This is a genomic window from Rossellomorea sp. GAMAL-10_SWC (assembly GCF_049568075.1).
GTDB lineage: Bacteria > Bacillota > Bacilli > Bacillales > Bacillaceae_G > Gottfriedia.
This window is the reverse complement of record NZ_CP144911.1, coordinates 986,871-1,012,616: the sequence shown is the minus strand read 5'-3', so window position 1 is coordinate 1,012,616 and position 25,746 is coordinate 986,871. Positions and strand designations below refer to the sequence as shown.

The window sequence follows — 25,746 nt, the reverse complement described above, 5'->3', positions numbered from 1 at the left end:
ACCAAGATAAGAGAGTCATCTTATCTTGGTTTTTTAACATTTTATTAGCGTCTTTTACGATTACGTAAAAACGCTGGAATATCTAAGTCATCAAGACTAGTTACATTTTTAGTCGTTTCTACAACCGGAGCTTCTTCGCGAATTGGTTCGCGTTTAATAGTTGGTTGCGGAACCTGCGTTGGTGTTGAAATTGTTTGTCTCGCCATTGGTTTTGGAGTAGGCGGTGCTGAAATAACACCTTCAAATCCAGTCGCAATAACCGTTACAATAATTTCATCCTTTAAGTTTTCATTGATTACAGAACCGAAAATCATATTTACTTCAGCATCACATGCAGTCGAAACGATATCTGCTGCTTCTTGCACTTCATATAAGCTTAAGTTCGTTCCACCAGTGATATTCATAAGTACACCTTGTGCACCATTAATTGAAGTTTCTAATAATGGACTAGAAATAGCTTTTTTAGCTGCTTCTGCCGCACGGTTTTCTCCACCAGCAACACCGATACCCATTAATGCAGAACCTTTATTAGACATAATTGTCTTAACATCTGCAAAGTCAAGGTTAATTAATCCCGGAACAGCGATTAAGTCAGAAATACCTTGAACCCCTTGACGAAGTACATTATCTGCTTCGCGGAATGCTTCTAGCATTGGGGTATTACGATCAACGATTTCTAATAATCGGTCATTAGGAATAACAATTAAAGTATCAACGCTTTCCTTCATTGCAGCAATACCAGTTGCAGCTTGAGTTGAACGCTTTCTACCTTCAAATGTAAATGGACGAGTAACTACACCTACAGTTAATGCACCTAATTCTTTTGCTACTTGTGCAATTACTGGAGCTGCACCTGTTCCTGTACCTCCACCCATTCCAGCAGTTACGAATACCATGTCTGCTCCTTTAAGAGCTTCTTGTAATTGTTCTCTACTTTCTTCTGCTGCTTTTTTACCTACCTCTGGATTAGCTCCTGCCCCTAAACCACGAGTAAGTTTGCCACCGATTTGCATTTTCACTTCAGCTTTTGATAGATTAAGAGCTTGTGCATCAGTATTCACAGCAATAAAATCTACACCTTGTACTCCATGTTCAATCATTCGGTTAACGGCGTTATTTCCTCCGCCACCTACACCAATTACTTTTATCTTCGCTAAAGCATCTACATTTGTATCAAAATCTAACATGATTGATCCCCCTACTTTTCAAATTCATCACAAATTTAATCCCATAAATATTTAAAAATGCTTTTAACTTTACTCATGACGCGCTCTTCATCCTGCTGTTTTGGTTTTGTATTTGAATTTGAAACAGCTACAGGTTTTCGTTCATTTGATTCGAATGCAATATTAGAGCTAAGTTTTTTTCCACGCATTTTTGATTTATAAAAAGCATACTTGATTAGACCTACACCAGTAATGTATTGAGGTTCTCTTACACCAATATAATCTGGTGTTGCAACCCTTACATTATTTTTAAATACCCTTTGAGCTAAATCGATTACACCAGTCATTGTTACTGTACCACCAGTTAGAACAAATCCACCTGGTAAATTGCTTCCCCTCATTCTTACAAGCTCATTTTGAACCAAAATGAAGATTTCTTCTAATCTAGCTTCAATAATATCAGAAATTTCTTGCTGACTGTATTGTTGATGTTGTTCACTACCCATTATCGGTACACTTAATACTTCTTCAGATAATGCAGTATCATAAAAAGCATGTCCAAATTTCACTTTAATTTTTTCTGCATCTTCTGTTGAAGTTTTCAGACCAATTGATATGTCTTTTGTAATATGGTCTCCTCCAACAGGTAGGACTGAAGTAGCCATTAATACACCTTCTCTAAAAAGAGAAATTGTAGTTGAGCCTCCACCGATATCAACAAGTGCTACACCTAAGTTTTTCTCATCCTGCTTTAGTCCTATCGTACTTGCAGCCATAGGTTGTAGACATATATCCGTTACTTCTAACCCCGCTCTTTCAACACAACGAAGTATATTATGTACTAGAGTTCTTGAACCAGTAATTAATGTACCTTCCATTTCCAACCGTACACCAATCATTCCTCTTGGGTCTTTTACCTCAGAAAGGCCATCAACAATGTATTCATGTGGAACAACATCGATAATTTCTCTTTCCGGTGGTATAGAAATTACTTGAGCCTGATCCATTACTCTTAAAACATCTTCATTGTCAATTTCTTTATTTTCTTTAGAAACTGCTACTACGCCGTTAGTACTAATCAATTGCACTTGATTCGCACTAACCCCTACAATTACTTTGTCAATATGAATGCCAACCATTCTTTCTGCTTGATCAATTGCTTTTTTGATTGATTTGACTGTTTCATCTATATCAACTATTGACCCACGTTTTAAGCCTGAAGATTTAACATTACCAACACCGATAATGTTAAGTGTGTCGTTAACTAGTTCTCCTATGATTACTTTAATTGTTGAAGTTCCAACGTCAAGACTCACATAGATCTCATTGCTGTTCATGATGGCACCTCCTTTTTCTCTCTATCTATTATAATCGAGCATCAATTCATTCTTAAATATCATATATGACATCTATTCAACATTTACGGGGTTTTTCCTCTTTTTTAAGCTTGATTTTTCATAATCTTTTTAATTTTTTTCATTATTTCTATTTAACTACTAGTCTACACTAACATGTAAAGTTAAAAAAGACTTGAAAGTACTGTTAACTAATGTTAAATCGACTATTTTGTATCAGTACTATAAGGAGAAAAATACGCACCAACTTCTAAATGGATAACCCCTTTTTGATCTTTAGGTATTGACTTTAAAATTAATGGGTAATTTGACATTTTATTTGAGAATTTTCGAATCGTTGTCCTTACTTCATACCCTTCATTCGTAAAAACCGTTATTAACAAAGGATCATCCTTACTTGGAGTATAATCTATTTCAGAAATTGATTGAAATATACTTTGTGGCATTTTTTTCAATTCTGCAGCCATTTCCTGCAACTCGTCTCCTTGTTTCCAACCAATTAAATCAGGTGCTGTAGTATTTCCTAGTGAATTTTTCTCTTTAATAAGGACTCCGCTTTCTAACAATAAATACTTTTTCCCACTGAATAAACCTTGTCCAACAGGCTGAAATTCTTTTACATCAATTTCTACTTTATTAGGAAATCTTTTATGTACGATTGCAGATTGAATTGTGTTTTGACTTTCAAGCTGATCTACTACCCTTTTTGACCTAATTGTTAAAAAGCTATCATCAACGCTAACATCGGCTAATTTTTGAATTTCTTTATCAGAGTACAGTTGGTTTCCATTAATGACTAAGTGAATTTTTGAACCAATTGATGTTTGGAAATACAGTACACATAAAAGCAAAGAAAAAAACACAAGAATTGTGACCAGTAATCGCAAATTTGCTTTTTTACGTTTTTTATTACGTAAAACAGGTACACGGTCTTCTAAACTAATAATCTTATTTTCCTGCATAAATATGCCTCCATTATCAATGTTCAACAAAAAATACCTTTTTAATTTACTTTTGCTTAAGAAGTAATTTAAGAATATTGAACTACTCATGACTAAAGTTACGAGATTCTTGGGAACAAAGCATACTTGTTAGCATATTTCTTAACTAGCAGAGGTTTCTTTTATTTACCAAGCTATCCCCGTAGTTCCTACGGTTAATTTTTCCTAACGCTAGGTGAAACGCACTTTGCTTGATTTTATACTGAGGGGTATTACGGTTATTCTCTTTGCGACTTTCGAGAGGTATTGACGAACGACAGCCACCAAACAAGTCAACAAGCACCATACTTGAATTCGTTCTAGTTCAAGTGTCCGATATGATTTTATCTTATACTTCATGTCGGTTACTAGTATAGTAAAATAATATGACGTTTTTTTTAATACTATATTGCATCCGAAGTCGATTCATCTCAGAATTTAAATCACGAGTGTTCTTTACTTAATAATAGAATAATAAAAAATAGAATAGCAAATGAATGCCATTCTATCTTGGTCATCATATGCTATGTAAATTATAGCATATAATATGGTTAGTTTTGAAGAAACTTACATTTTTTTCCCAACAATTTCTACCTCTGTTTCAAGTTGCACATTAAATTTTTCTAATATAGTTTTCTTAATAAATGCTATTAAGTCTAGTACATCTTTTGAAGTGGCATTTCCGGCATTTACAATAAAGTTGCCATGCATTTCAGAAACCTTCGCACCACCAATTTGATATCCTTTTAAATCAGCACGTTCAATTAAATTACCAGCATACTGTGGTAATGGATTACGGAAAATACTTCCAGCACATGGATAATTCCAAGGTTGTGTTTCTCTTCGATAATCTTTGTTTTTTTGCATTAAAGCAGTTGAAGCTTCTTTTGATCCTTCTTGAAGCTGAAGTTCTGCTTCTAATACAAATCCTTTACGTTTATGTTGTAATACTGAAGTTCGATATGAAAAGTCTAATTCTTCATTTGATAACCATTCCATTGTTCCATCAGGAAATAGAATATGTGCTCTAGAAGTAATATTTGAAAAATCTGATTGATGAGCACCTGCATTCATATATACACCGCCACCAACACTACCAGGAATTCCACTTGCAAACTCTAGACCAGATAATCCTTTTCTACTTAGTTGAGTAGCTAAACGAATAACTGAATATCCTGCACCTACAACTACTTTTGTACCCTCTACTTCAATATGGTCTAAGCAATCACTTATTTTAATTACGACACCTTCAATACCTTGATCCGATACAAGTAAATTTGATCCTCTACCAATTACAGTCACATTTACGCTGTGTTCATTTGCAAGGTTAATAATCTCTTTAATTTCATTCACAGTTTTAGGAATGACCAAATACTCAGCTGGTCCTCCAATTTTCATTGTCGTATGATTTGCTAAAGGCTCATTTATTAGAAGACTCGAGTCATTTAATATTTCCTTTAATTTTGATTCAAACATTCGTTATTTTCCCCCTTTAGCTTATAGTATCCTCTATTACATTTTTATTTTATTTCAAACTTGTTCGTGCAAGTTCATTTACTTATTTTCTCTAATACATTTACTAGTTTTTTTGCAGCATCTGGTACACCCATTTTTAATGATGCATTTTTCATCTCTTCAAGTTTAATAGGATTTAGTAATACTTTTTCAATTTCAGTTACTAAATATTCACTATTAAAGTTTTTTTCCAATATAACAATTGCCGCACCATTTTTCTCAAGTGATCTAGCATTAACTTCTTGATGATTATTCGTTACATATGGGCTTGGTATTAGAATACTAGGTTTTCCTAATGCAGTTAATTCTGCTAATGTAGTTGCCCCTGCTCTTGATACGACTAAATCCACTTCTCTTAATATTTCAGGCATATTATGTAAAAATGGCTTAACCACTACATTTTCTGGGTTACCTACTTTATTTATTTCCTCAATGACAGAATCGTAATGTACTTCGCCTGTTACATAAATCATTTGGTAATCTTTATCACCTAATTGATTGACACTTTTTAAAAAGGCTTGATGAATCGGTCTTGCTCCCCTCGAACCACCAACAATTAGTACTGTGCGTTTACCTGATTTTAATCCTAATGATTCTAATACTGCTGGATTTGATTCTCCAAGTACTTCAGAAGCCCTCGGGTTTCCAGTAAACACTACTTTCTCCTTATTAAAATAGTCAGCAACCTCTTCAAAACAAATTGCAACTTTTGTGACATAACGATTTAAGAACTTATTTGTTAGTCCAGGTATACTATTTTGTTCATGTATAACTGTCGGAATCCCTAGTTTTGCTGCTGCGTAAACAACAGGACCACAAACATATCCACCGGTTCCAACGACTACATCCGGCTTAAATTCACGAATTATTTTCTTACTATCTGATACACCCTTTAAGAATCGATAGACTGTTTTAAAATTCTCTAATGATACGCTTCTCTTGAACCCTGTAATAACAATAGATTTAAAAGGTATGTTTGCTTTAGATACAATCCCTTTTTCTAATCCATTTTCTGTACCAACATATAAACATTCTACATTGGAATCTTGTTTTTTTAACTCTTTAATTAGCGCAAGTGCTGGATAAATATGACCACCAGTACCCCCACCACTAACTAAAATTTTCATAAAGATCCTCCTAAATTACAATACATAAATAACTTTAAGCAGTTTAAGTAATTATTATACCAATTTTATCACTATCATTCTAATTGTTTTTTCTATAAAAATAAAGAAAACCTACCAATAGGAAAGTAAATAGGCAAGAACATATTACTTTACTACATAAAAAGGACCGACTCATTTTTGAAATATTCAAGTACCACTTGTACTTGTTTCAATTTGAGTCGGTCCTTTTATGTACGCGCATGTCTACTAATATTTAATAATACACCTACGGCTAATAGCATTAATGTTAGAGATGAACCACCATAGCTTAAAAATGGTAATGTAATCCCTGTAACAGGCATTAAGCCTATTACAACGCCAATATTAATCATTACTTGTATTGCAATCATTGAGACAATTCCTACTGCTAAAAAAGTACCGAATAAATCAGGCGCACTTAAAGCAATTCGGATCCCTCTCCAAAGTAATAAAGAGAATAATAAGATGACAAAAGTTCCGCCAATAAATCCTAATTCTTCTGATAGAATCGCAAAGATGAAATCAGTTTGTGGTTCAGGCAAATACATAAACTTTTGTCTACTTTGTCCCAATCCTAAACCAAATAATCCACCAGGCCCAATTGCATATAGTGATTGAATAATTTGGAATCCAGTTCCTAATGGATCAGACCATGGATCTAGAAATGATGTAATCCTTTTTATTCGATATGGAGCAGAAGCTATTAGGCCAACAAATCCTGCAACCCCAACAATACCCAATCCCATAAAATGAGAAATTCTTGCTCCTGCGACGAATATGATAATTACACAAGTACCTACCATTACTGTACCTGTTCCTAAATCTGGTTGAAGCATAATTAATCCAAATGCTAAAAACACAAGACCTAATGTTGGTACAAGACCCTTTTTAAAAGACGTAATATTTTTCTGGTTATCTGCTAAGTATTTTGATAGAAATACCATCATTCCAAGTTTCATAAACTCAGAGGGCTGGATCGAGAATGCACCGATTCCAATCCAACTTCGTGCACCACCTCGTACTAGACCAACTCCTGGTACAAGTACAAGTACCAACAAGATAAAACAAGCGATTAATATTTTTTTTGCATGTGTTTTGAAAAGCCAGTAGTCAATATTTGAAACAACAAACATTCCAACTACTCCAACCCCAGCAAATAATAATTGCCGTTTAGCAAAAAAGAACGAATCATGAAACTTATATGATGCCCATATTGCACTAGCACTGTAAACCATAATCATACCTACTGTTAATAATGATAGCGTAACGAGAACCAGAATCATGTCAGGACTATTTTTCTTTGTTGGCACTTAAATACACCTCAACTTTTGAATTAAACAAGCCTTACATTAACTTATGCACTGCTTGTATAAATTTATTACCACGTTCTTCAAAAGTCTTAAATTGATCCCAGCTTGCACAAGCAGGTGACAATAAAATAATATCTCCAACTTCTGAATGAGCGAATGCTTCATTTACAGCATCTTCAACATTATCTACCGATTTTACTGCTTTCATTCCTGCTTTTTCTGCTGATTCAATTAATTTTTCTGCTGTTTGACCATAAGTGACCATTTTTTTTACATTTTTAAAATAAGGAATTAAATCGTCAAACCCATTTCCTCGATCTAATCCACCAGCTATTAAAATGACTGGTTTTTGAAAAGAAGAGATTGCTTTTTGTGTTGCTAAAATATTAGTAGCCTTTGAATCATTATAAAACTTTCTCTTATTTATTTCTGTAACAAACTGAAGTCGGTGCTCAACACCAGTGAAAGTTGTTAATACCTTTTCAATTGCATCATTTTCAACATCTAAAAGTTTAGAAATTGCTACTGCTGCTAATATATTTTCTAAATTATGTTTACCTGGTAAGACAATTTTTTCAACTTCAATCACTTTTTTCTCTTTAAAATAAATAAAGCCATTTTGAACATATGCACCATCTTGCATAATTTTAGTTGAAGAGAATGGAATAATTTTCGCTCTAATTTGAGAAGCCATTGCCATTACATTCTCATCATCAAAATTAACGACAGCAAAATCATTTTCTGTTTGATTTTTAAATATATTGGCTTTTGCCTTAATATACTCATCTTTTGTACCATGATAGTCTAGATGAGCTTCGAAAATATTTGTGATTAATGAAATTTTTGGTCGGAAACTTTCGATTCCCATCAATTGAAATGAAGAAAGTTCAGTTACAATAATATTATCTTCATTTGCATTTTCAGCAACTTCACATGCAACAGTACCAATGTTTCCTGCAACAAGTGGTTTTTTATTGCCTTCTTGTAACATATTTAATGCTAAAGTTGTCGTTGTCGTTTTCCCATTAGAGCCTGTAATACCGATAAATGGTGCTTCACTTATTAAATATGCAAGCTCTATTTCCGTATAAATCGGAATATTACGCTTTACAGCTTCTATTAATAATGGATTCGTATATGGAATTCCTGGATTTTTGACGATACAAAATGGTTGATCATCTACTAATGAAAGTGGATGCTCACCACAAACTACGTTAAAACCTTCACTTTTTAGCTTTTGTGCGATTTCATTTTGTTCAAAAGGAGTTCGATCATTAACAGTTACAGTCGCACCTAATTTTTTTAATAATCTACTAGCTGCATAACCGCTCTTTGCCATTCCTAATACTAATACATTTTTATTTTGAAAATTCGATATGTTATTCAATTACATCCACACCTCAATATAAATTCCTAATAATGCAAAAAGTAATCCTACAAACCAAAATGTTACTACTACACGCCATTCTGACCATCCAGATAATTCATAATGATGGTGCAGAGGGCTCATTTTAAATACCCTTTTACCAGTTGCTTTAAAAGAGGCAACTTGAATCATTACTGATAGCGTTTCAATAACAAAAATACCACCAATAATAACAAGTAAAATTTCTAAGTGTGTAACGATTGCAATTGCAGCAAGCGCCCCACCTAATGCTAATGAGCCCGTATCTCCCATAAAGACCTTTGCAGGGTGTGCATTAAATACTAAGAAACCTAATACAGCTCCTACAACTGCTATTGAAAATATTGCCACATCAAGCTGGTGTTGGTTATAAGCAAGTACTGCATATGCACCAAATGCGATTGCTGCTGTACCTGACACAAGTCCATCTAATCCATCTGTTAAATTTACAGCGTTTGAAGTACCAACTAGCATAAAGATAATTAATAATACATAGATAAAGCCTAAATCAAATGAATAATGTGTCCCTGGTATCGAAATAGATGTAGAGATTCCCATAGCACGGATTGCAAAAAAGACAATGATTGACACAATAACTTGGCAAATGAATTTTTGTTTAGATGTTAGTCCTAGGTTTCTTTTTTTAACAACCTTAATATAGTCATCTAAAAATCCAATTACTCCAAAACAAATTGTGACAAATAATAATACATATGTACGTGTTGATAAAACATCAAAATACATAGAAATTAAAAGTGCAGATAAACTTAAAGCAATTAATATGATAATCCCACCCATAGTTGGGGTTCCTGATTTCTTTTTATGAGATTGTGGACCTTCGTCTCGAATACTCTGTCCAAATTTAAGTTTTCTTAAGTACGGTATAAAAATAGGCGATAAAATGACTGCAATGATAAATGCTGTAATCATAGCAACTAAAATTGACGGTTCTAGCATTATACGCCCTCCTTTCTAAGTTCTCTTCTTTGTTGTTAATAGTTTAATTCTTTTATAAAGAATTATGAAATCAATTTTTCACATTACAAAGAAGAGGATACTATCCTCTTCTTTGCAAAATAGCTTCTTTAGCTTCTTCAACATCATCAAAATGTGAAACATTCGTTCCTACAATCTGATATGTCTCATGACCTTTACCTGCAATAACAATAATATCATGTTTTTTTGCATTTTGAATCGCAAATGTTATAGCTTTTTTACGATCTTCTATTACCGTAATATTATTATGCTCTAATCCGCGTTTCATGTCTTCTAAAATTAAAGATGGGTCTTCTGTTCTTGGGTTATCAGATGTAAAAATCGCTTTTGTTGAAAGATCCGCTGCAATCTTACCCATTAGTGGTCGTTTTGTACGGTCACGATCTCCACCACAACCAACAACAGTAAAAATATCATTTTTTGCAAATTGCTTAACAGTATTTAATACATTTTCTAAACTATCTGGTGTATGCGCATAGTCTACAATAACTGTAAAATCTTGCCCAGCATTAACGGCTTGGAATCGTCCTGGCACTCCTTCAATCGTCGCGACCGCGTCTAAGATTGTCTCCATTTCTATATTTAATGCAATTCCTGCACCAATTGCCGCTAATACATTATATACATTAAATGTTCCAATAAGATTCATTTCTACAACATATTGTTTATTTAAAAAATGTAATGTGAATCTAGTACCAGCATTCGTTAATTCAATTTCATCAGCAAACAAGTCAGCTTCTTTACTTAAACCATATGTTATTAGATTTGCTTGTGTAAACTTCATATATTCTTCAGAAGCAGAATCATCATTATTTAGGATCGCAAATTTAGGTTTTTGCGTTGAGAAGCTATTACCTAATTGAGAGAATAATAAACCTTTAGCTTTTTTATATTCTTCCATCGTTCCATGATAATCTAAGTGATCTTGTGATAGATTTGTAAAAACAGCAATATCATATTCACAGCCATGAACACGCCCTAAATGTAATGCATGTGAAGATACTTCCATAACTGCCGTATCCACATTTGCGTCAACCATTTTTGCAAACATTGATTGTAAAGTTAAACTATCAGGAGTTGTATTTTTTGTTTCAAAAATCTCTTCTCCTATTTTCATACCAATTGTGCCAATGACACCTGTTTTTTTCTTATTGTGTTTAACAATCTCTTCAACAATATATGAAGTAGTGGTCTTACCATTCGTACCAGTAATCCCAACTAGATTTAGTTTTTGTGTTGGGTTTTCATAAAAGGCATTACCAACAACAGCCATCGAACGATTTGTGTCTTTCACATAAGCTACTAGTACATTCGATTCAATTGGTTTTTGTGCAAGGATCGCAACTGCCCCGTTTTCAATTGCTTGATTTACGTACTTGTGGCCATCAACTGTATATCCTTCAATACAGATGAATAAATAACCTGGTTTTACATTTCTTGAATCCATTTCAACCCCAGTGATTTCCGGATTTTCAGATGGAAGATTCACTAAAGGCTTTAATCTTGATAGTAAAGTATGAAGTTTCATAGTAATTCCTTTCGTATTCACTAAATCATTTTTTATCTTTAGTTTTAGATTTAGTTTCTTCTTTCGTACCTAAATAAATTCTTATTTTAGAACCTTCTTTTAGTTTAACACCTGCTTTTGGTGCTTGGTCAACGACAATATTTCCACTGCCACTATATTCAATAGTAAAAGTATCTAGCAAAGGTTGCAAATCTTTTTTCTCCAAACCAATTAAATTTGGCACTTCATATGTTGGTGTATCACCGTATACGAATTTTTTGGGGATTTGATTTTTTCTGGGTGGTACGCCTAAAACTTGCATACTATCACGAATAATATTCCCTACTATTGGAGCAGCTACAACTCCCCCAAATTGAACAGTGCCTTTTGGATTATCTACTGCAATATAAACCACTATTTGAGGATTGTCAGCCGGTGCAAAGCCTACAAACGAAACGATAAAGCTACTATCATCGTATCGTCCATCTTTTACTTTTTGCGCTGTACCAGTTTTACCACCAACACGATATCCTTCCACAAATGCACCTTTACCAGTACCTTGTGCAACAACACTTTCTAGAGCTAATCGTACCTTTTTAGATGTATCTGGAGAAATAACTCGTCTTTTTGCAATTGGTGTTTTTCGACTTACTACTTCGTTTGTAACCGGATCTACAAACTCTTTCGCTATATAAGGTTGGTAAAGAATTCCTCCATTAATAGCAGCTGATACTGCTGCAACTTGCTGAATTGGTGTAACTGATACACCTTGACCAAAAGCAGTTGTTGCTGCTTCAACTGGACCGACTCTATCCATGCTGAATAAAATCCCTGATCCTTCACCTTGTAGATCAATTCCTGTTTTTTTGCCGAAACCAAAGTTACGAATATAGTTAAATAAACGATTTTCTCCTAGTCGATTACCTAATTCTACAAATCCTGGGTTACAAGAATTTTGAACTACCTCTAAGAAAGTCTGAGAGCCATGTCCACCTCTTTTATGACAACGCAAACGAGCTCCAGCTACTTCAGCAGCCCCATCATCATAAAAATGCTCTTTATTCAAATCTACTAACCCCTCATTTAATGCGGCTGCTAGTGTAATAATCTTAAATGTTGAACCTGGCTCATAATTTGACCAAACAGGTAAATTTCGATTATATACTTCAGGCGAAACATTTTTAAAATTAGTAGGATCGAAGCTTGGACGACTGCTCATTGCAAGTATTTCTCCCGTATTTGGATTCATCGCTATGCCAATCATTGAATCCGGATTATATTGAGCAGTAGCATTATTCATTTCTCGTTCAAGAATTGTTTGTATTCGCGAATCGACAGTTAATTTTAAGTTTAAACCATTAATTGGCGGAATATAGTCGTCTGCAATATTGGGCATTCTTTGACCTTTAGCGTCAGAATAAAATTGTACACTACCTTTTTCACCGCTTAATTGCTTATCATAATAAAGTTCTAATCCGTTTAAGCCCTGATTATCGATTCCAGCAAAACCTAAAACATGAGAAAGATAGTTACCAAATGGATAATACCTTTTAGAATCCTCTGCTATGTATACACCAGCTATGTTAAGATCTCGGATTTGTTTAGCTTTCTCATTTGTAATTTTTATACCTTCTGTTCGAATGTGTTCCATACTAGATCTTTTCGTTAAAATTTTATAAAGTTTTACTTCGGAGATTTTTAAAATTGGGGCAAGTTTTTCAGTCGCTACCTTAGGATCTTTAATTTGCCTAGGAACGACTAATACAGATGGAGCACTTTTATTAGTAGCAAGAGCAACACCATTACGATCTAAAATTTCACCACGCTTTGGTTCAAATGGAATGTCTCGACTCCACGAATTTTTCGCTCGCTCAGTTAAAAGATCACCCATAGCAAATTGTACATAACCAAGCCTCGTTGCAATAATAGAAAAAATTAATAAACCACCAATGAATACAAAAAATAATCGTTTTCGAACTGTTACATTAGATACTCGCATCGAAACGAACACTCCTCTACATTATGTTCGTTTCAATATATGCTTGTACCAAATACAATAGACCTTCTAGCTTGTTATTGTCCTAGAATGGTCTATTGTCATTTTTATTTAATTAAACTTATTTCAGCCATTTTACTCTTGTACATCTACTTTTACATCTTTTTCTTCATTGGTCGTTCCATTAGGTTTATTTAATTCAATCGTTAAATAGTCATGATCCCGTAGCTCTGAATCTTCTTTAATACTCTGGCTTGTAACAAATCCAGATCCTTTTGATGAGATTTTCAGCTTAAATAATTTACCTAAACGGTTAACATCCGATTTTGACCAACCAATAATCGATGGCATTGTATTTGTTCCATTTGTCTTAAGATAAATTTTTGTTCCTCTGACAACTTGAGTTTTTGACTTAATTGATTGACCAGTAACTTCTAACCCATTTCCTAATAATACAGGTTTTAATCCCTCAGATATAGCTAAAGATTTTGCTTCATCTAAAGTTAGTCCCTTCAAATTCGGAATTTCTATACTTTCTTTATCGATTAATTTTTCTACTTTAGCATTTTCAACAGGCTCAACCTTCATATACTCTAATGCGCCTTTAGTCACAGTTCTAAATATTTCAGAAACACCATCTGAACCGATCTCAGTCGCTTCAAGCTTTGGACGAAGCATCGCTACATAAACGACTAATTTTGGATTATCAGCTGGTGCCATACCGATAAATGAAAATAAGTTTTGACCACGTCCTTTAAGATATTTTCCGTGATCGTCAACAACTTGGGCAGTACCAGTTTTACCTGCGACAGTATAACCTTCAATCGCATAGTTATGCCCAGTACCATGTGGCGCAGTAATAACCGTTTCTAATAACGCTCTCTCTCTTTTTGCTGTTTCTTCTGAAATTGGATTACCAACAACCTGAGATTTATAGTCTTTAATGACTTTATTCGTATCATGATCGACAATTTTATCTACAATATATGGTTTCATCATTTCCCCATTGTTAGCAATAGCACTTGCAGCTTGGATAATTTGAATTCCAGTTACTGTGGATCCTTGTCCAAAAGCAGTTGTTGTTTTTTCAAGTGGATAATTAAATACTAATTTACCACTTGATTCACCTGGAAGATTAATATTAGTTTTTTGAGTAAACCCAAAGTTTTTATAGTATTGTAAAAAGCGATCTGCCCCTAATTTTTCATTAAGAAGAATCGAAATACCAACGTTTGAAGACCTTTGAATCCCTTCGTCAAAAGTAATTGAACCCCACCCGTTACGATTTACGTCATGGACAGTGCCTCCACCTGGTACTTTATATCGACCTGATTGGAAATATTCATTCCCATTATAAACGCCTTCATTCATTGCAGCCCCTAAAGTGAATATTTTCATCGTAGAACCTGCTTCAATTGCATATGAAATCGGGTCATTCGTGTAGTTTGTAATGTCATGAATATTCGGATTGAAGCTAGGACGATTACTCATTGCAACAATTTTACCGGTTTTTGGATCAGAAACGATTGCCATAATCTTTTCTGGCTCATATTTTTTTTCAACGCTGGTCATTGCGTCTTCTAGTAAACTTTGAATCTTTGTATCTATTGTTAAATACACATCATCACCATTATGTGGAGGAGTAACCTTCTCATTTTCATATGGAAGTATATTTCCTTTTCGATCACGTAAAAAGCTTCTTTTTCCATCCTTTTCGGTTAAATCATTATTCAATGCTTTTTCTAATCCCATTTCTCCTATTAGTTCACCATTATCATCTACATTCGTATACCCTAACGTATGAGAAGCAAATACACCATTTGGATAATATCGCTGCTGTGATGGAGTAAAAACAATACCAGGTAGCTTTAATTTCTCAATTTGTTCTTTTGTGCTTTGAGAAATATTTCTTCCACCTGGTCCTAATTCTACTTGATATTTTGGTTTACCTAATTTCGCTAAAAGTTCCGATTCATCGATATCTAAAATTGATGATAATTCTCTAGCTGTTTTTTCTTTGTCTACTACATGCCTTTTCACTTTTGAGTTTTTGGAGGCTCTTGGATCTAGAACTGCCGACACGGTATATGCTGTAACCTCTTCCGCAAGTGGAACTCCGTGTGAATCATAGATTGTTCCTCTTTTTGCTGGAATTTTTTGAGATGTATTGTAATTTTCATCCGCATAAACTTTTAAATTTTTACCTTCAACTGTGTCTGATAATTGTATATAGCCAAGTCTAGCTACAAGTGATATAAAAAGGAGTAAAGTACCTAGAAAAAACCAACGAATACCATAATTTGTGTATTTATTCTTTTTCTTACTCATATCACAATCTCCTACTTGCTAGTGTCGGTAAACTTTACATTGTTACTATCAATATTTAAACCTAACTCTTTTGCTTTTTGCCATATGCGCTCATATGTGCTTAATTCGTCAATCTTCATTTTAAGCTCAGAGTTACGCTGTTTTCCATCCGCTATTTCATTTTTCACATTTTGAATTTTTAAATTTGTATCATATATTTCCGCTTGAGTTTTAATGATTTTTGTCCCCATAAAGAAGCATGCAAAAATAAATACTAAATAAAGTATTTTCTCAAAAGGTGTAATTTTTGATACTTTCTTTTGTTTTTTCTTGTTAGAAGGTCTTTGTTGTAAATCAGTAACTTGTTTTTGTTGTAGCTTTCTAGCCAAATTACTCATTATTTTCCCTCCTTATAATTTTTCTGCAACCCTTAACTTTGCAGATCTTGCTCTCTTATTAAATTCGACTTCTTCATCTGTTGGTAAAAGTGGCTTTCTTGTCACTAATTTCAACTTCGGCTTAAACTCATCTGGAATAATTGGTAAACCTGGTGGTAACGGCGGAAGTGAACTAGCTTCTTTAAAAATCGTTTTACAAATGCGATCCTCTAATGAATGGAACGTTATTACACTTATTCTACCTTTAGGTTTTATTAGGGTAATTGCATCCTTTAGCGCTTCTTCAAATACTCCTAGTTCATCATTTACAGCTATACGAATTGCTTGAAAAATTCTTTTAGCAGGATGTCCACCAGTTCTTCTTGCAGGTGCAGGAATTGCATCTTTAATGATTTCGACTAACTCAAAAGTTGTTTCAATCGGTTTCTTAGCTCTTAATTCTTCAATTCTTCTTGCAACTTGTTTAGAGAATTTCTCTTCTCCATATCGGAAAAATATTTTCACAAGCTGCTCATATGGCCAGTCATTTACAACTTCATATGCTGATAATGTTTGCTCTTGATTCATACGCATATCAAGTGGTGCGTCTTGATGAAAACTAAATCCACGTTCAGCAACGTCTAATTGTGGCGAAGAAACACCTAAGTCAAATAAGATTCCATCAACTTCATAAATGCCTAAATTATGAAGTTCTTCTTTTATATGTTTAAAATTACTTTTTACAATTGTTAATTGGTTTTCATATTTATTCAATCGCTCTTTTGCATGTCTAATTGCTATTTCATCTTGGTCAAAAGCGATTAATCTACCCTTTGATGAAAGTTGAGATAGTAAGTATTCACTATGACCTCCACCGCCAAGTGTACAATCTACATAAATGCCATCTTCATTAATATCTAAAGAATCCACAGTTTCTTTTAATAAAACCGTAATATGTTCAAACATGATGCTTTCACTACTTTCAATTTGTTAATTTTTACAAGTCAAATCCGATTAAGTTTTCTGCCAACTCACCAAATGACTCTTCTGATTCATTCATATATGTATTCCAAGTTGATAAATCCCAAATCTCAATACGATTTGTAACACCAACTACTACACACTCTTTTTCTAATTTTGCATAACTGCGTAAGTTAGGTGTTATATTAATTCTCCCCATCTTATCCATCTCACATTCCATAGCTCCTGAGAAGAAAAAACGAGTAAATGCTCTCGCATCTTTTTTTGTTAATGGTAGTGTGCGCAGTTTATCTTCAATTACACTCCATTCGGCCAATGAATAGCCAAATAAGCATTGATCCAAACCTCTTGTAACAATGAAGTTTTCACCAAGCTTGTCTCGAAATTTTGAAGGTATAATAAGACGTCCTTTTACATCGATATTATGTTGATATTCACCGATAAACATCCTATTCCCCCACTTTCTAACACAAACTTACCACATTCCCCCACTTCTTACCACCTTTTCTAAAAAATTCTTTAAAAAATCAAAAAATCCTGCTAACAGTGCAGCAGGATTTCATTTTTATTATAAAATTCAGCTTATTTCAAAGAATTGTTTCAACTTAATTCATATTAATAAAGGCAATATTTTTGATGCTTAAATTTTTACAATTTGATGAGCGTAATCCCAAGATAATTCTAAATCACAAAGCTCATGAACAAAATCAAAACCATATTTATTAATATAGTAGAGAATGTTTAGTGTTCGCTCCTGTGGTTTCCCATTAGGAGAAATTGAACAGATGATTCGATTCCACTTTTCAATTTGTTCTTCATTTTGCTTTAAAATTGTTTCTTCTATTTTTCGTTCTAAAAGTAAAATTTGTTCTTCTATTTTTACATAATTCTTTATAGAAAAATCCTTTAAGTTAGGTGTTACTTTATTCGTTACATCTTGAAGAGGCTTATGCAATTCTTCTAAAGACTTTTTAGCATGACTAAACACTTCTTTATAGTCTAGCTTCACTTGATCTTTAATCCATTCGACTTTCTTCTCTTCTAATGATGTTTTCAGCACATCATTAATATCTAATGAAAAATCTTCTAAAGCAGATACGATATTTCTTTCAAAAATAGTAAACATATGTCTTAAAAACACAGGTGGCATTTGAAGGTTAAATAGATTAAAAATATCCTTTAACTCAGCCCAATAAGCAATCTCACCAGGGCCACCGACAAATGCTAATGTAGGAAATAAATACTCCTGCATGACCGGTCTAGTAACCACATTATTACTTAATAAGGCTGGATGTTCATTTGCGATTTTGATCAACTCAAGTTTAGAGAATTGATAATTCTTATTTTTTGTTTGAAAAACATCTTCATTTTCAGACACTTCAAGTAACTGTCTACCTTCATTACTATGGTAAAAAAGATGAATGCTCTGTTCAGAAATTTGAAGTGTTTCGTGGTACCCAGATTTTATTAATCTGCTTTTCGTATCCTTTAAAACCCCTCTTACGTTCTCTTGCTTTTGAATCATTTCATTAAATAAAGATGATTCCAACTCACGGACATTCGGATCGTCAGCATCAATTAAGACAAGTCCCTCTTTTTTGAACAATTTAAAAATAATTTTCGCAAAAAAATCTACGTAAGTAGTAGATTGTTCAATCATCGAATATAGTTCTTCAAGTAAATCTTTCGAATAATTCGTTTCATCAAAAGTTTTAACAATTTTATCAATCCACTTTTTCATTTCCTGTTGATCTAATTCTGTTTTAGAAGCAGCATGGGAATAAGTCGTTTTTTGATAAAAGGTTTGTTTTTTTACTGTTTTGTTCTCAATTGTATGAATATGGTTAATTTCATCTATATCATGGTCTTCACCGGCAATCCAAAATACTGGTACGACTGTTAGACCATGATCCTTTTCATATTTCTTAGCCAATTGAATAATTGAAATAATTTTATGTATAGAATACAATGGGCCAGTTAATAAGCCAGCTTGTTGTCCACCAATTACAACAAATGAATCTTTATTAAGTAATTTTTTCACATTTTCTAATGATTCATTACTTGCATGATGTTTATGATGAAACTTCTCTAGTGCATTAACTAATCCTGTGCGATTATAAGAACGCTCCATTACATTTTTAATTCTATATTCCATTTCTTCCTTTACTAATGGATTATCACCAAAGAAAGAAGAAATTACTTCATTTCCATTTACAAAATCATTCAGCAATTTATTTTGCCCGTCTAAATGGACTTTACTAATTTGCATTACGAACTTCCTCTCTCGCTCTTCAGTTAAGCATTATACTCAGTTATTTTTAAAACTAAACCAGCCAACACGGTAATACAGTGAAGAATAATAAACAGAATACATGACATTCTCCAAAAACCTTTTAGTAGCTTAGTAAACCGAATATCTCTTTTTGCTTTCCATTGAAGAATAATACTAATAAATAAGATAACCAATAATAAATTAATTAATATCCAACCTGTTGCAGTTGGAAAAATCATATTTAAAACAAAATAAAATGAACTAATATATAGAATTGTAGATAAATCTAGCGTAAAAAGCAAAAGTTTACGCTTGTTATTTTTAAAAAATAATTTCAAAAACATATAGATAAATATTGTTGAAAAAATCGGAAATTCAATTAATAGTGAAATAAAGAAAATGAAAAATTTTTCCAAAAAGAATTACCCCTTTTTCTTCTCAAGTCCTTTTATACTATTGTACACAAGTTCAATTGTCGGTACATTTATTTTTTTATTAATTGCCAATTTTTTAACAAATCCTAGCATACTTTCAATTTCTGTTTGTCTACCGTGAAATAAATCTCGATTCATTGATGAGTAGTTTTCTTTCGTTTTCTCACATATTTCTACTAATTTATCCCACTCTTTTTGGTTATTTAAATCTAGGATCGTTGCAACCTCTTTAAATAATAATTTACAAATTGGTTTAAAATACTCATTAGTGATTAATTCACCATTGCGAACGTTCAATATAGACGTTAAAGGATTAATAACACAATTTATTAAACACTTTTGTTTAAGTATATACTCCCAATCATCTTGGCTTTTGATTGGAAACTCAGCTGTATGTAAACTTGATAAGCGATTTAATGGATCTATTTTCCCTTTTATTTGTCCAATTCGAATTATACCTTTACCAGTATGTGTGATTTCATTCGGAGAAGTTTTTAATGCACCGTGTTCAACGATACCTATAAAGCAATTTGGAATGGGTAAATTTTTAACGATATCAATATGAGACATTCCATTTTGAAGAAATAATATATTCTCACCCTCATATTGATTTAACGTGTTAACAATTTGATTTAAATGATATTGCTTAACACAAACAATTAATAGATCGAACGTGTTTATTTTAGGTAATAATTTTTTTGCTGTTATACACATTTGTTTCGTTTTTTCATCTACTGAAAGTATAACACCTAAGTTATTTATAAGATTTGCCTGTTCTTCTGTTCTCGTAAACAATGTAACATTATGTTTATTTTGATACAAATACGATGCTGTAAGAAGACCGACGGCACCACCACCAATTATGCCTATTTTCATTGATTTCTCCAATCGAAAAATTATTTTTCCACTATTATCTTTGTGATAATAAATTTACACCGAATCTATCTTTTTTTAAATTTAATTGTACGATATAATTATATTTAAAATATTAAAAATTTACATTCTTTTTAAGGGGGAGCTTTTTTGAACATCAAGATAGAACGTTTACAAATAAATTTTAAAACACTTGAACAATTTCAGCAATTTTCCGGTTACGGTTTACAAGAGCTATCAATGCTTGAAGATCTTGAATCAAATTTAATTGATAACGAGTTTCAATCTCCTTTCTATGGTATATACTTAGGTAAGGCACTTATTGCCCGAATGAGTTTATATACACATAGTGAAAATAATGAAGAAATAATTGAAATTAATAAAATGGAAGTTCTACCTTATTATCAAAAGAATGGGTACGGAAAAGAATTAGTAAATTTCGCTAAATCCTTTAAGAAAACAATTAAAACGATACCAAGAGCAAATTCAAATGAATTTTGGAAAAAACAAGGTTTCATTGAGGCAGATTCTGAATTTGTCATTTGGAAACCTGAAAATAAATAAAGACAAAAAACTCAACACTCCTATAGGAGATGTTGAGTTTTTCATTTTATTTTACCTTCGTGTCATTTTTAGAACTAACATTTACTATTTTTCGTTTTTGATCTAAAAAATCAAATAAATGTTCATATTCACTTTGGAGCTCATTTAGTTTTTCAACTAGTTGTTGTTTTTCAATTTTCAATTGTTCATTTTCTTGTTTATATTTTAATAGCTTTTTTTCTAAAGATTGTATATCTTTAATTCGTCCACTAGCATCAACTTTTAATCTCAAATATTCAAGGAATTTATATACTGACTCAAAGGTTATTTCGGAATGGACTTTTTCTATTGTAGCTTCTTCGTGAATCTCATTCGTAATTATTTCCGAATCGTGCTTTGGTTCTACCTCATTTGTGGGAACAGCTAGTTTTTTACTACTATTTTTTGCTTTTTCAATTTCTTCTTTGTAGAACTTTCTAACATAAGAATTCCATCGGTAACCGCAAGCAGCAGCAGTCCTTGATAAGTTCTTTGCTACTACTTTAAATGCCATTAATTGAGTTGACCCTTCATTTATCGTTTTTAAAACTACTTCAGCTAAGTAGTTATCTTCATCTTTTGTCCATGCATCCTGGCGATTTGCAACCATTTGCAATCCCCTCCAATTTCTTATGCAATAAGCAGATTTTACTAATTCATATGCACAAAAAAATGAAGGTAGAAGATTACTTTTCCAATTTTTTTGTAAATTGTTCGATATTTTTTATATGTTCATCTGAAAACCAAAGTGGCATAGCAGAAATAACTTCTTCTTCCATTCTTCTCTTAAGATTTTGCTCAGTCCATTTACGAATAAGTATTTTTTTATTTTGATGATGAATTTGTGCTGGAATACCTCTAGCTAAACTAATAAAGCTTTCATTATGTAAACTTGTTAAATCTTTTGATAGTTCATGTATAAAGCCGATCTTTTTAGCTTGAAATGCGGTGTAAATATTTGAGGATGATAGTAATGTAATCCAATCTTGATGACTCATTTTTTCTTGAAGCACGGTACCTCCACCCCAAGAGGTTGGAATTCCCATTCTTCCTTGAATAAATCCTATTTTTGCATTGTGACTCGCGTATCTAAAATCGAATGCACTTGCCAGTTCGCAGCCGCCACCTAAAGCATAACCGTTAATAAAACAGATTGTAATTTGAGGTAACATAGCAATTTGATAAATCACATCACACATTTTTAGATTAAAAGATTCCAATCCATTTAAATTATTTTTAAACTTTAAAATTGTGTTTAAATCTCCACCGGTACAAAAATATTTCATACCTTCCCCAGTTAATACAACTAGTTTACTTTGGGATTTCATTCGGATTTCTCGGATAATTTCAGAAAGTTTTTCTACCGTATTTTCATCAATGCAATTCCCGTAATTAGGCCTATTTAAAAATATATAATCTATTTCATCTCTTTGATAATTAATTACTTCAGACATTGGAATCCCTCTCTCTATACCTAGTTTCCTATTAGTTTTTATTATACTATACAGAAATTGAAATGGGCAGAGGTAAGAGGAAGCATGGTTTTAGAGGATTAATCATAGTCGTTTAAAGGCAAAAGGAAAAGCACATAGTTTCCTATGTGCTCATTCAAAGACTAGCTTATTTGCTAAGTACTTGTTTTCCTTTGTAGTGTCCGCATGATTTACATACGCGGTGTGCTAATGTTAATTCACTACAGTTTGGGCATTCAACCATTCCAGGTACCGCTAATTTAAAATGCGTACGACGCTTTCTTTTTACAGTTTTGGACGTTCTTCTTGCAGGTACTGCCATTGATCCCACCTCCTTAAAGTGAGTGTTTGTTATGAAGCCGGTTATCCGGTACTTCTCAATTATCTTGTTTGTCAAAAAATTTTGCTAAACCAGCAAGTCGAGGGTCAATTTTTTGCTCTACTTCGACATGTTCCCTAACTTCCCAATCTGTTCCTGACGTTGGAGCTGTTTCTTTCCCCTCAACATCCTCTGCAAAAACCTGCATTGGAATCTCGGCTAAGATACATTCCTCAATCACTGGGGTTAAGTCTAACACGTCACCCTCTAGGATGTGAAAATTCTCATCTTCACTTTTCCATTCAGATGTTGTAAAAAATGTTTCTGTTGTGGTAATCGACAAAGGATATTTTACATCAACTAATGTTCTTACACAAGGTAAAATTAAATATCCAGTTATTGTTAAATGAAACGTATATCGGTTCGTTCCAAAATCAACTCGTCCAGTAACTCGAATTGGAGAAACCTCTCGAATATCAGTATTACGTTCCTTTATTTGACTTACATCAATTGTCTCATCTAAATTTAAACCTTTATGTCTTAATTTCTGCAACTGGTGCACTGACCATTTCATAAATAAACCACCTCAAGGCAACAATGAAAATTATATATTCTTTATAATCACTTGTCAATATTTTTTCTTTACACTATTGAAATGTGGAACAAGCTTGCCCAGCTCTGATGGGAATATCTCCATTCAGCTGAAGAAGTGGCGCACTTTCCACTTCGAAGATTAATGGAATATTACCGAAGAGCTAGCTTGTGGAACTAGACATCATACATACTTCATTGACTGAATTCCCGACAAGCATAAGACGATTTTTGGCTAAGATTTGCACTTTAATCTTAGACGAAAATTGGCTTATGACCTCGAGGAGTTAGGAGCCGGAGCTAGACATCTTTCTGCTTCTTTTTTAGGAATATCTCCATTCAGCTGAAGAAGTGGGGCACTTTCCACTTCGAAGATTAATGGAATATTACCGAAGAGCTAGCTTGTGGAACTAGACATCACACATACTTCATTGACTGAATTCCCGACAAGCATAAGAGGATTTTTGGCTAAGATTTGCACTTTAATCTTAGACGAAAATTGGCTTATGACCTCGAGGAGTTAGGAGCCGGAGCTAGACATCTTTCTGCTTCTTTTTTAGGAATATCTCCATTCAGCTAAAAGAAGTGGCGCACTTTCCACTTCGAAGATTAATGGAATATTACCGAAGAGCTAGCTTGGGGAGCTAGACATCATAATATACTTCTTTGACTGAGATCCCGACAAGCATACGACGAAAAATTCACTAAAAGTTTTAGACTTGGTTACTAGCTTTCCCATTAAATCCTTGACCTTGCTTCTTATATGTAACCTATCTAATATATTATTTTCCACAATAAAATTCAATACAATTCACACTAGGTTGCGAATTATTTCTGAAAACTGGTATTCTTAATGTATAAATTCGTGAAATTAGTAAATATTGGAGGTGCATTTCTATGCGTTCGGTTGGTGTAGTAGTAGAGTATAACCCATTACATAATGGACATGCTTTTCATTTAACTAGTTCTAAAAAAAGTACAAATGCTGATGTTGTTATTGCGGTAATGAGTGGTCAATTTTTACAAAGAGGCGAGCCAGCAGTCGTTCCAAAGCATGTACGAACAAAGTTAGCTTTACAAGCAGGTGCAGATCTTGTTATTGAATTACCTTATAGCTATTCGACTCAGCACGCTAGCATCTTTGCCAAAGGCGCTATTTCAATTCTTGATTCTTTAAAATGTGATTATGTTTGTTTTGGAAGTGAAGAGGGTAAAATTGAGACATTTTACGAGTTAATCAAACAAAAGAAGCAGCTTACTTCTTCAATCAATACAAGTATACGTACTTTTCTTGATGAAGGACTAAGTTATCCTGCTGCATATAGTACTGCTTTACAAAAAAATCTTGAATCATCGAAGCTTGATGTTTCACTTCCAAATAATATTCTAGGAATACATTATTTAGAAGCTATTGAACACTTTGATAGTCGAATGGAAGGTAGAACGATTCAGCGTATAGCTGCAAATTATCATGATGAAGAAACCAATCATCATAGTATCGCTAGCGCTACAGCAATTAGAAAAATTCTAAAAGGTGAAAATCAATCGATTTCTGACTTTGTTCCAAGCTTTACTAAAGATTCAATTGAAGATTACATAAACGAGTATGGTGTTCTTCATTCTTGGAATGAATATTTACCATTTTTGAAATATAAATTAATGACATCAACTAAAGAAGAGCTTGAGGAAATTTACGAAGCTGTCGAAGGTTTAGAAAGAAGGGTATTACATTCTGTATTAAACTGTCTTAATTTTGAAGAGTTAATGACATCAATAAAAACAAAGAGATACACTTGGACTCGAATTCAAAGATTGTTAACACATATCTTAACAAATACATCCAAAAAAGAAATGTCAGCAATATTAGAGAAAGATTGTGTTCCTTATATCCGTTTACTTGGTATGAGTTCAATGGGAAAAACTTATTTAAATAGCAAAAAAAAATTAATTGAATTACCAATTTACACGACTATTAATCAGCAAAATCAAAAAGAACTAAGTACTGATTTGAAAGCAACATATACTTATGCTTCGATGCTTTCATTACATAATCAACAAAAATTAATAAAAACCGAATATTCACTGTATCCAATTATTTATGATGAAAATAGTAATCAATTTAGTAGATCGTAAGTAGTTTCAACTACATAGTATAAACTAAAA

General features: G+C 33.0%; 23 protein-coding genes. 2 read left to right on the top strand and 21 right to left on the bottom strand.

Annotated features, from left to right (window positions below):
- Window positions 1-44: 44 nt before the first annotated feature.
- The 17 genes from ftsZ to V5E38_RS04800 all read right to left on the bottom strand — a co-directional run bounded on the left by ftsZ (window position 45) and on the right by V5E38_RS04800 (window position 20,622).
- Entirely contained in the window at window positions 45-1,187 is a 1,143-nt protein-coding gene (gene ftsZ, locus V5E38_RS04880; protein WP_499212406.1) for a cell division protein FtsZ, read from the bottom strand.
- A 35-nt stretch (window positions 1,188-1,222) separates the two neighbouring features.
- Entirely contained in the window at window positions 1,223-2,503 is a 1,281-nt protein-coding gene (ftsA, locus tag V5E38_RS04875; RefSeq protein ID WP_499212405.1) for a cell division protein FtsA, read from the bottom strand.
- Between the two features lie 224 nt (window positions 2,504-2,727).
- Window positions 2,728-3,483: a cell division protein FtsQ/DivIB gene (locus tag V5E38_RS04870; protein WP_499212404.1), complete on the bottom strand. Its 756-nt coding sequence runs from the start codon at window positions 3,481-3,483 to the stop codon at window positions 2,728-2,730.
- Between the two features lie 585 nt (window positions 3,484-4,068).
- Window positions 4,069-4,977 (bottom strand): UDP-N-acetylmuramate dehydrogenase, encoded by a 909-nt coding sequence (gene murB, locus V5E38_RS04865; RefSeq protein WP_499212403.1) that lies wholly within the window; start codon window positions 4,975-4,977, stop codon window positions 4,069-4,071.
- Between the two features lie 74 nt (window positions 4,978-5,051).
- The gene (murG, locus tag V5E38_RS04860; RefSeq protein WP_499212402.1) at window positions 5,052-6,143 is read right to left on the bottom strand and encodes a UDP-N-acetylglucosamine--N-acetylmuramyl-(pentapeptide) pyrophosphoryl-undecaprenol N-acetylglucosamine transferase; all 1,092 of its coding nucleotides are present in this window, start codon (window positions 6,141-6,143) and stop codon (window positions 5,052-5,054) included.
- Between the two features lie 227 nt (window positions 6,144-6,370).
- Window positions 6,371-7,444, bottom strand: a complete 1,074-nt coding sequence (gene spoVE, locus V5E38_RS04855) for a stage V sporulation protein E (RefSeq protein WP_056471191.1) — start codon at window positions 7,442-7,444, stop codon at window positions 6,371-6,373.
- Between the two features lie 61 nt (window positions 7,445-7,505).
- A complete protein-coding gene (murD, locus tag V5E38_RS04850; RefSeq protein ID WP_499212401.1) occupies window positions 7,506-8,858 on the bottom strand; it encodes a Mur ligase family protein in 1,353 nt (450 codons plus the stop codon).
- Window positions 8,859-9,833, bottom strand: a complete 975-nt coding sequence (gene mraY, locus V5E38_RS04845) for a phospho-N-acetylmuramoyl-pentapeptide-transferase (protein ID WP_097975606.1) — start codon at window positions 9,831-9,833, stop codon at window positions 8,859-8,861. It lies immediately after the preceding gene.
- Between the two features lie 100 nt (window positions 9,834-9,933).
- Window positions 9,934-11,400, bottom strand: a complete 1,467-nt coding sequence (locus tag V5E38_RS04840; RefSeq protein WP_499212400.1) for a Mur ligase family protein — start codon at window positions 11,398-11,400, stop codon at window positions 9,934-9,936.
- Between the two features lie 25 nt (window positions 11,401-11,425).
- Entirely contained in the window at window positions 11,426-13,378 is a 1,953-nt protein-coding gene (locus tag V5E38_RS04835) for a stage V sporulation protein D (protein WP_499212399.1), read from the bottom strand.
- Window positions 13,379-13,510: 132 nt separating this feature from the next.
- Window positions 13,511-15,703 (bottom strand): penicillin-binding protein, encoded by a 2,193-nt coding sequence (locus V5E38_RS04830; RefSeq protein WP_499212398.1) that lies wholly within the window; start codon window positions 15,701-15,703, stop codon window positions 13,511-13,513.
- An 11-nt stretch (window positions 15,704-15,714) separates the two neighbouring features.
- Window positions 15,715-16,080, bottom strand: a complete 366-nt coding sequence (gene ftsL, locus V5E38_RS04825; protein ID WP_429892309.1) for a cell division protein FtsL — start codon at window positions 16,078-16,080, stop codon at window positions 15,715-15,717.
- 12 nt (window positions 16,081-16,092) lie between these two features.
- The gene (gene rsmH, locus V5E38_RS04820) at window positions 16,093-17,025 is read right to left on the bottom strand and encodes a 16S rRNA (cytosine(1402)-N(4))-methyltransferase (RefSeq protein WP_499212397.1); all 933 of its coding nucleotides are present in this window, start codon (window positions 17,023-17,025) and stop codon (window positions 16,093-16,095) included.
- A gap of 31 nt (window positions 17,026-17,056) precedes the next feature.
- The gene (gene mraZ, locus V5E38_RS04815; RefSeq protein WP_025672272.1) at window positions 17,057-17,488 is read right to left on the bottom strand and encodes a division/cell wall cluster transcriptional repressor MraZ; all 432 of its coding nucleotides are present in this window, start codon (window positions 17,486-17,488) and stop codon (window positions 17,057-17,059) included.
- Between the two features lie 192 nt (window positions 17,489-17,680).
- Complete coding sequence (gene bshC, locus V5E38_RS04810) at window positions 17,681-19,309, bottom strand: bacillithiol biosynthesis cysteine-adding enzyme BshC (RefSeq protein WP_499212396.1); 1,629 nt, start codon at window positions 19,307-19,309, stop codon at window positions 17,681-17,683.
- 26 nt (window positions 19,310-19,335) lie between these two features.
- Complete coding sequence (locus tag V5E38_RS04805; RefSeq protein ID WP_056471117.1) at window positions 19,336-19,728, bottom strand: DUF3397 family protein; 393 nt, start codon at window positions 19,726-19,728, stop codon at window positions 19,336-19,338.
- A 6-nt stretch (window positions 19,729-19,734) separates the two neighbouring features.
- The gene (locus tag V5E38_RS04800; RefSeq protein WP_499212395.1) at window positions 19,735-20,622 is read right to left on the bottom strand and encodes a 2-dehydropantoate 2-reductase; all 888 of its coding nucleotides are present in this window, start codon (window positions 20,620-20,622) and stop codon (window positions 19,735-19,737) included.
- A gap of 147 nt (window positions 20,623-20,769) precedes the next feature.
- On the opposite strand from V5E38_RS04800, the gene V5E38_RS04795 reads away from it, so the two are divergent.
- Complete coding sequence (locus tag V5E38_RS04795) at window positions 20,770-21,183, top strand: GNAT family N-acetyltransferase (RefSeq protein WP_248266466.1); 414 nt, start codon at window positions 20,770-20,772, stop codon at window positions 21,181-21,183.
- A gap of 46 nt (window positions 21,184-21,229) precedes the next feature.
- On the opposite strand, the gene V5E38_RS04790 is transcribed toward V5E38_RS04795, so the two are convergent.
- The 4 genes from V5E38_RS04790 to V5E38_RS04775 form a co-directional block, all read right to left on the bottom strand.
- On the bottom strand, window positions 21,230-21,811 hold the full coding sequence (locus tag V5E38_RS04790; protein ID WP_499212394.1) for an RsfA family transcriptional regulator: 582 nt from the start codon (window positions 21,809-21,811) through the stop codon (window positions 21,230-21,232).
- Between the two features lie 76 nt (window positions 21,812-21,887).
- Window positions 21,888-22,655, bottom strand: a complete 768-nt coding sequence (locus tag V5E38_RS04785; protein WP_499212393.1) for an enoyl-CoA hydratase/isomerase family protein — start codon at window positions 22,653-22,655, stop codon at window positions 21,888-21,890.
- Window positions 22,656-22,821: 166 nt separating this feature from the next.
- Complete coding sequence (gene rpmF / locus V5E38_RS04780; protein WP_025672195.1) at window positions 22,822-22,995, bottom strand: 50S ribosomal protein L32; 174 nt, start codon at window positions 22,993-22,995, stop codon at window positions 22,822-22,824.
- A gap of 55 nt (window positions 22,996-23,050) precedes the next feature.
- Window positions 23,051-23,566 carry a YceD family protein gene (locus V5E38_RS04775; RefSeq protein WP_097975625.1) on the bottom strand — a complete coding sequence of 172 codons (516 nt, stop codon included), beginning with the start codon at window positions 23,564-23,566 and terminating at the stop codon, window positions 23,051-23,053.
- Between the two features lie 914 nt (window positions 23,567-24,480).
- On the opposite strand from V5E38_RS04775, the gene V5E38_RS04770 reads away from it, so the two are divergent.
- Window positions 24,481-25,716, top strand: coding sequence for a tRNA(Met) cytidine acetate ligase (locus V5E38_RS04770; RefSeq protein ID WP_499212392.1), 1,236 nt, complete (start codon window positions 24,481-24,483; stop codon window positions 25,714-25,716).
- The last annotated feature ends 30 nt before the right edge of the window (window positions 25,717-25,746 follow it).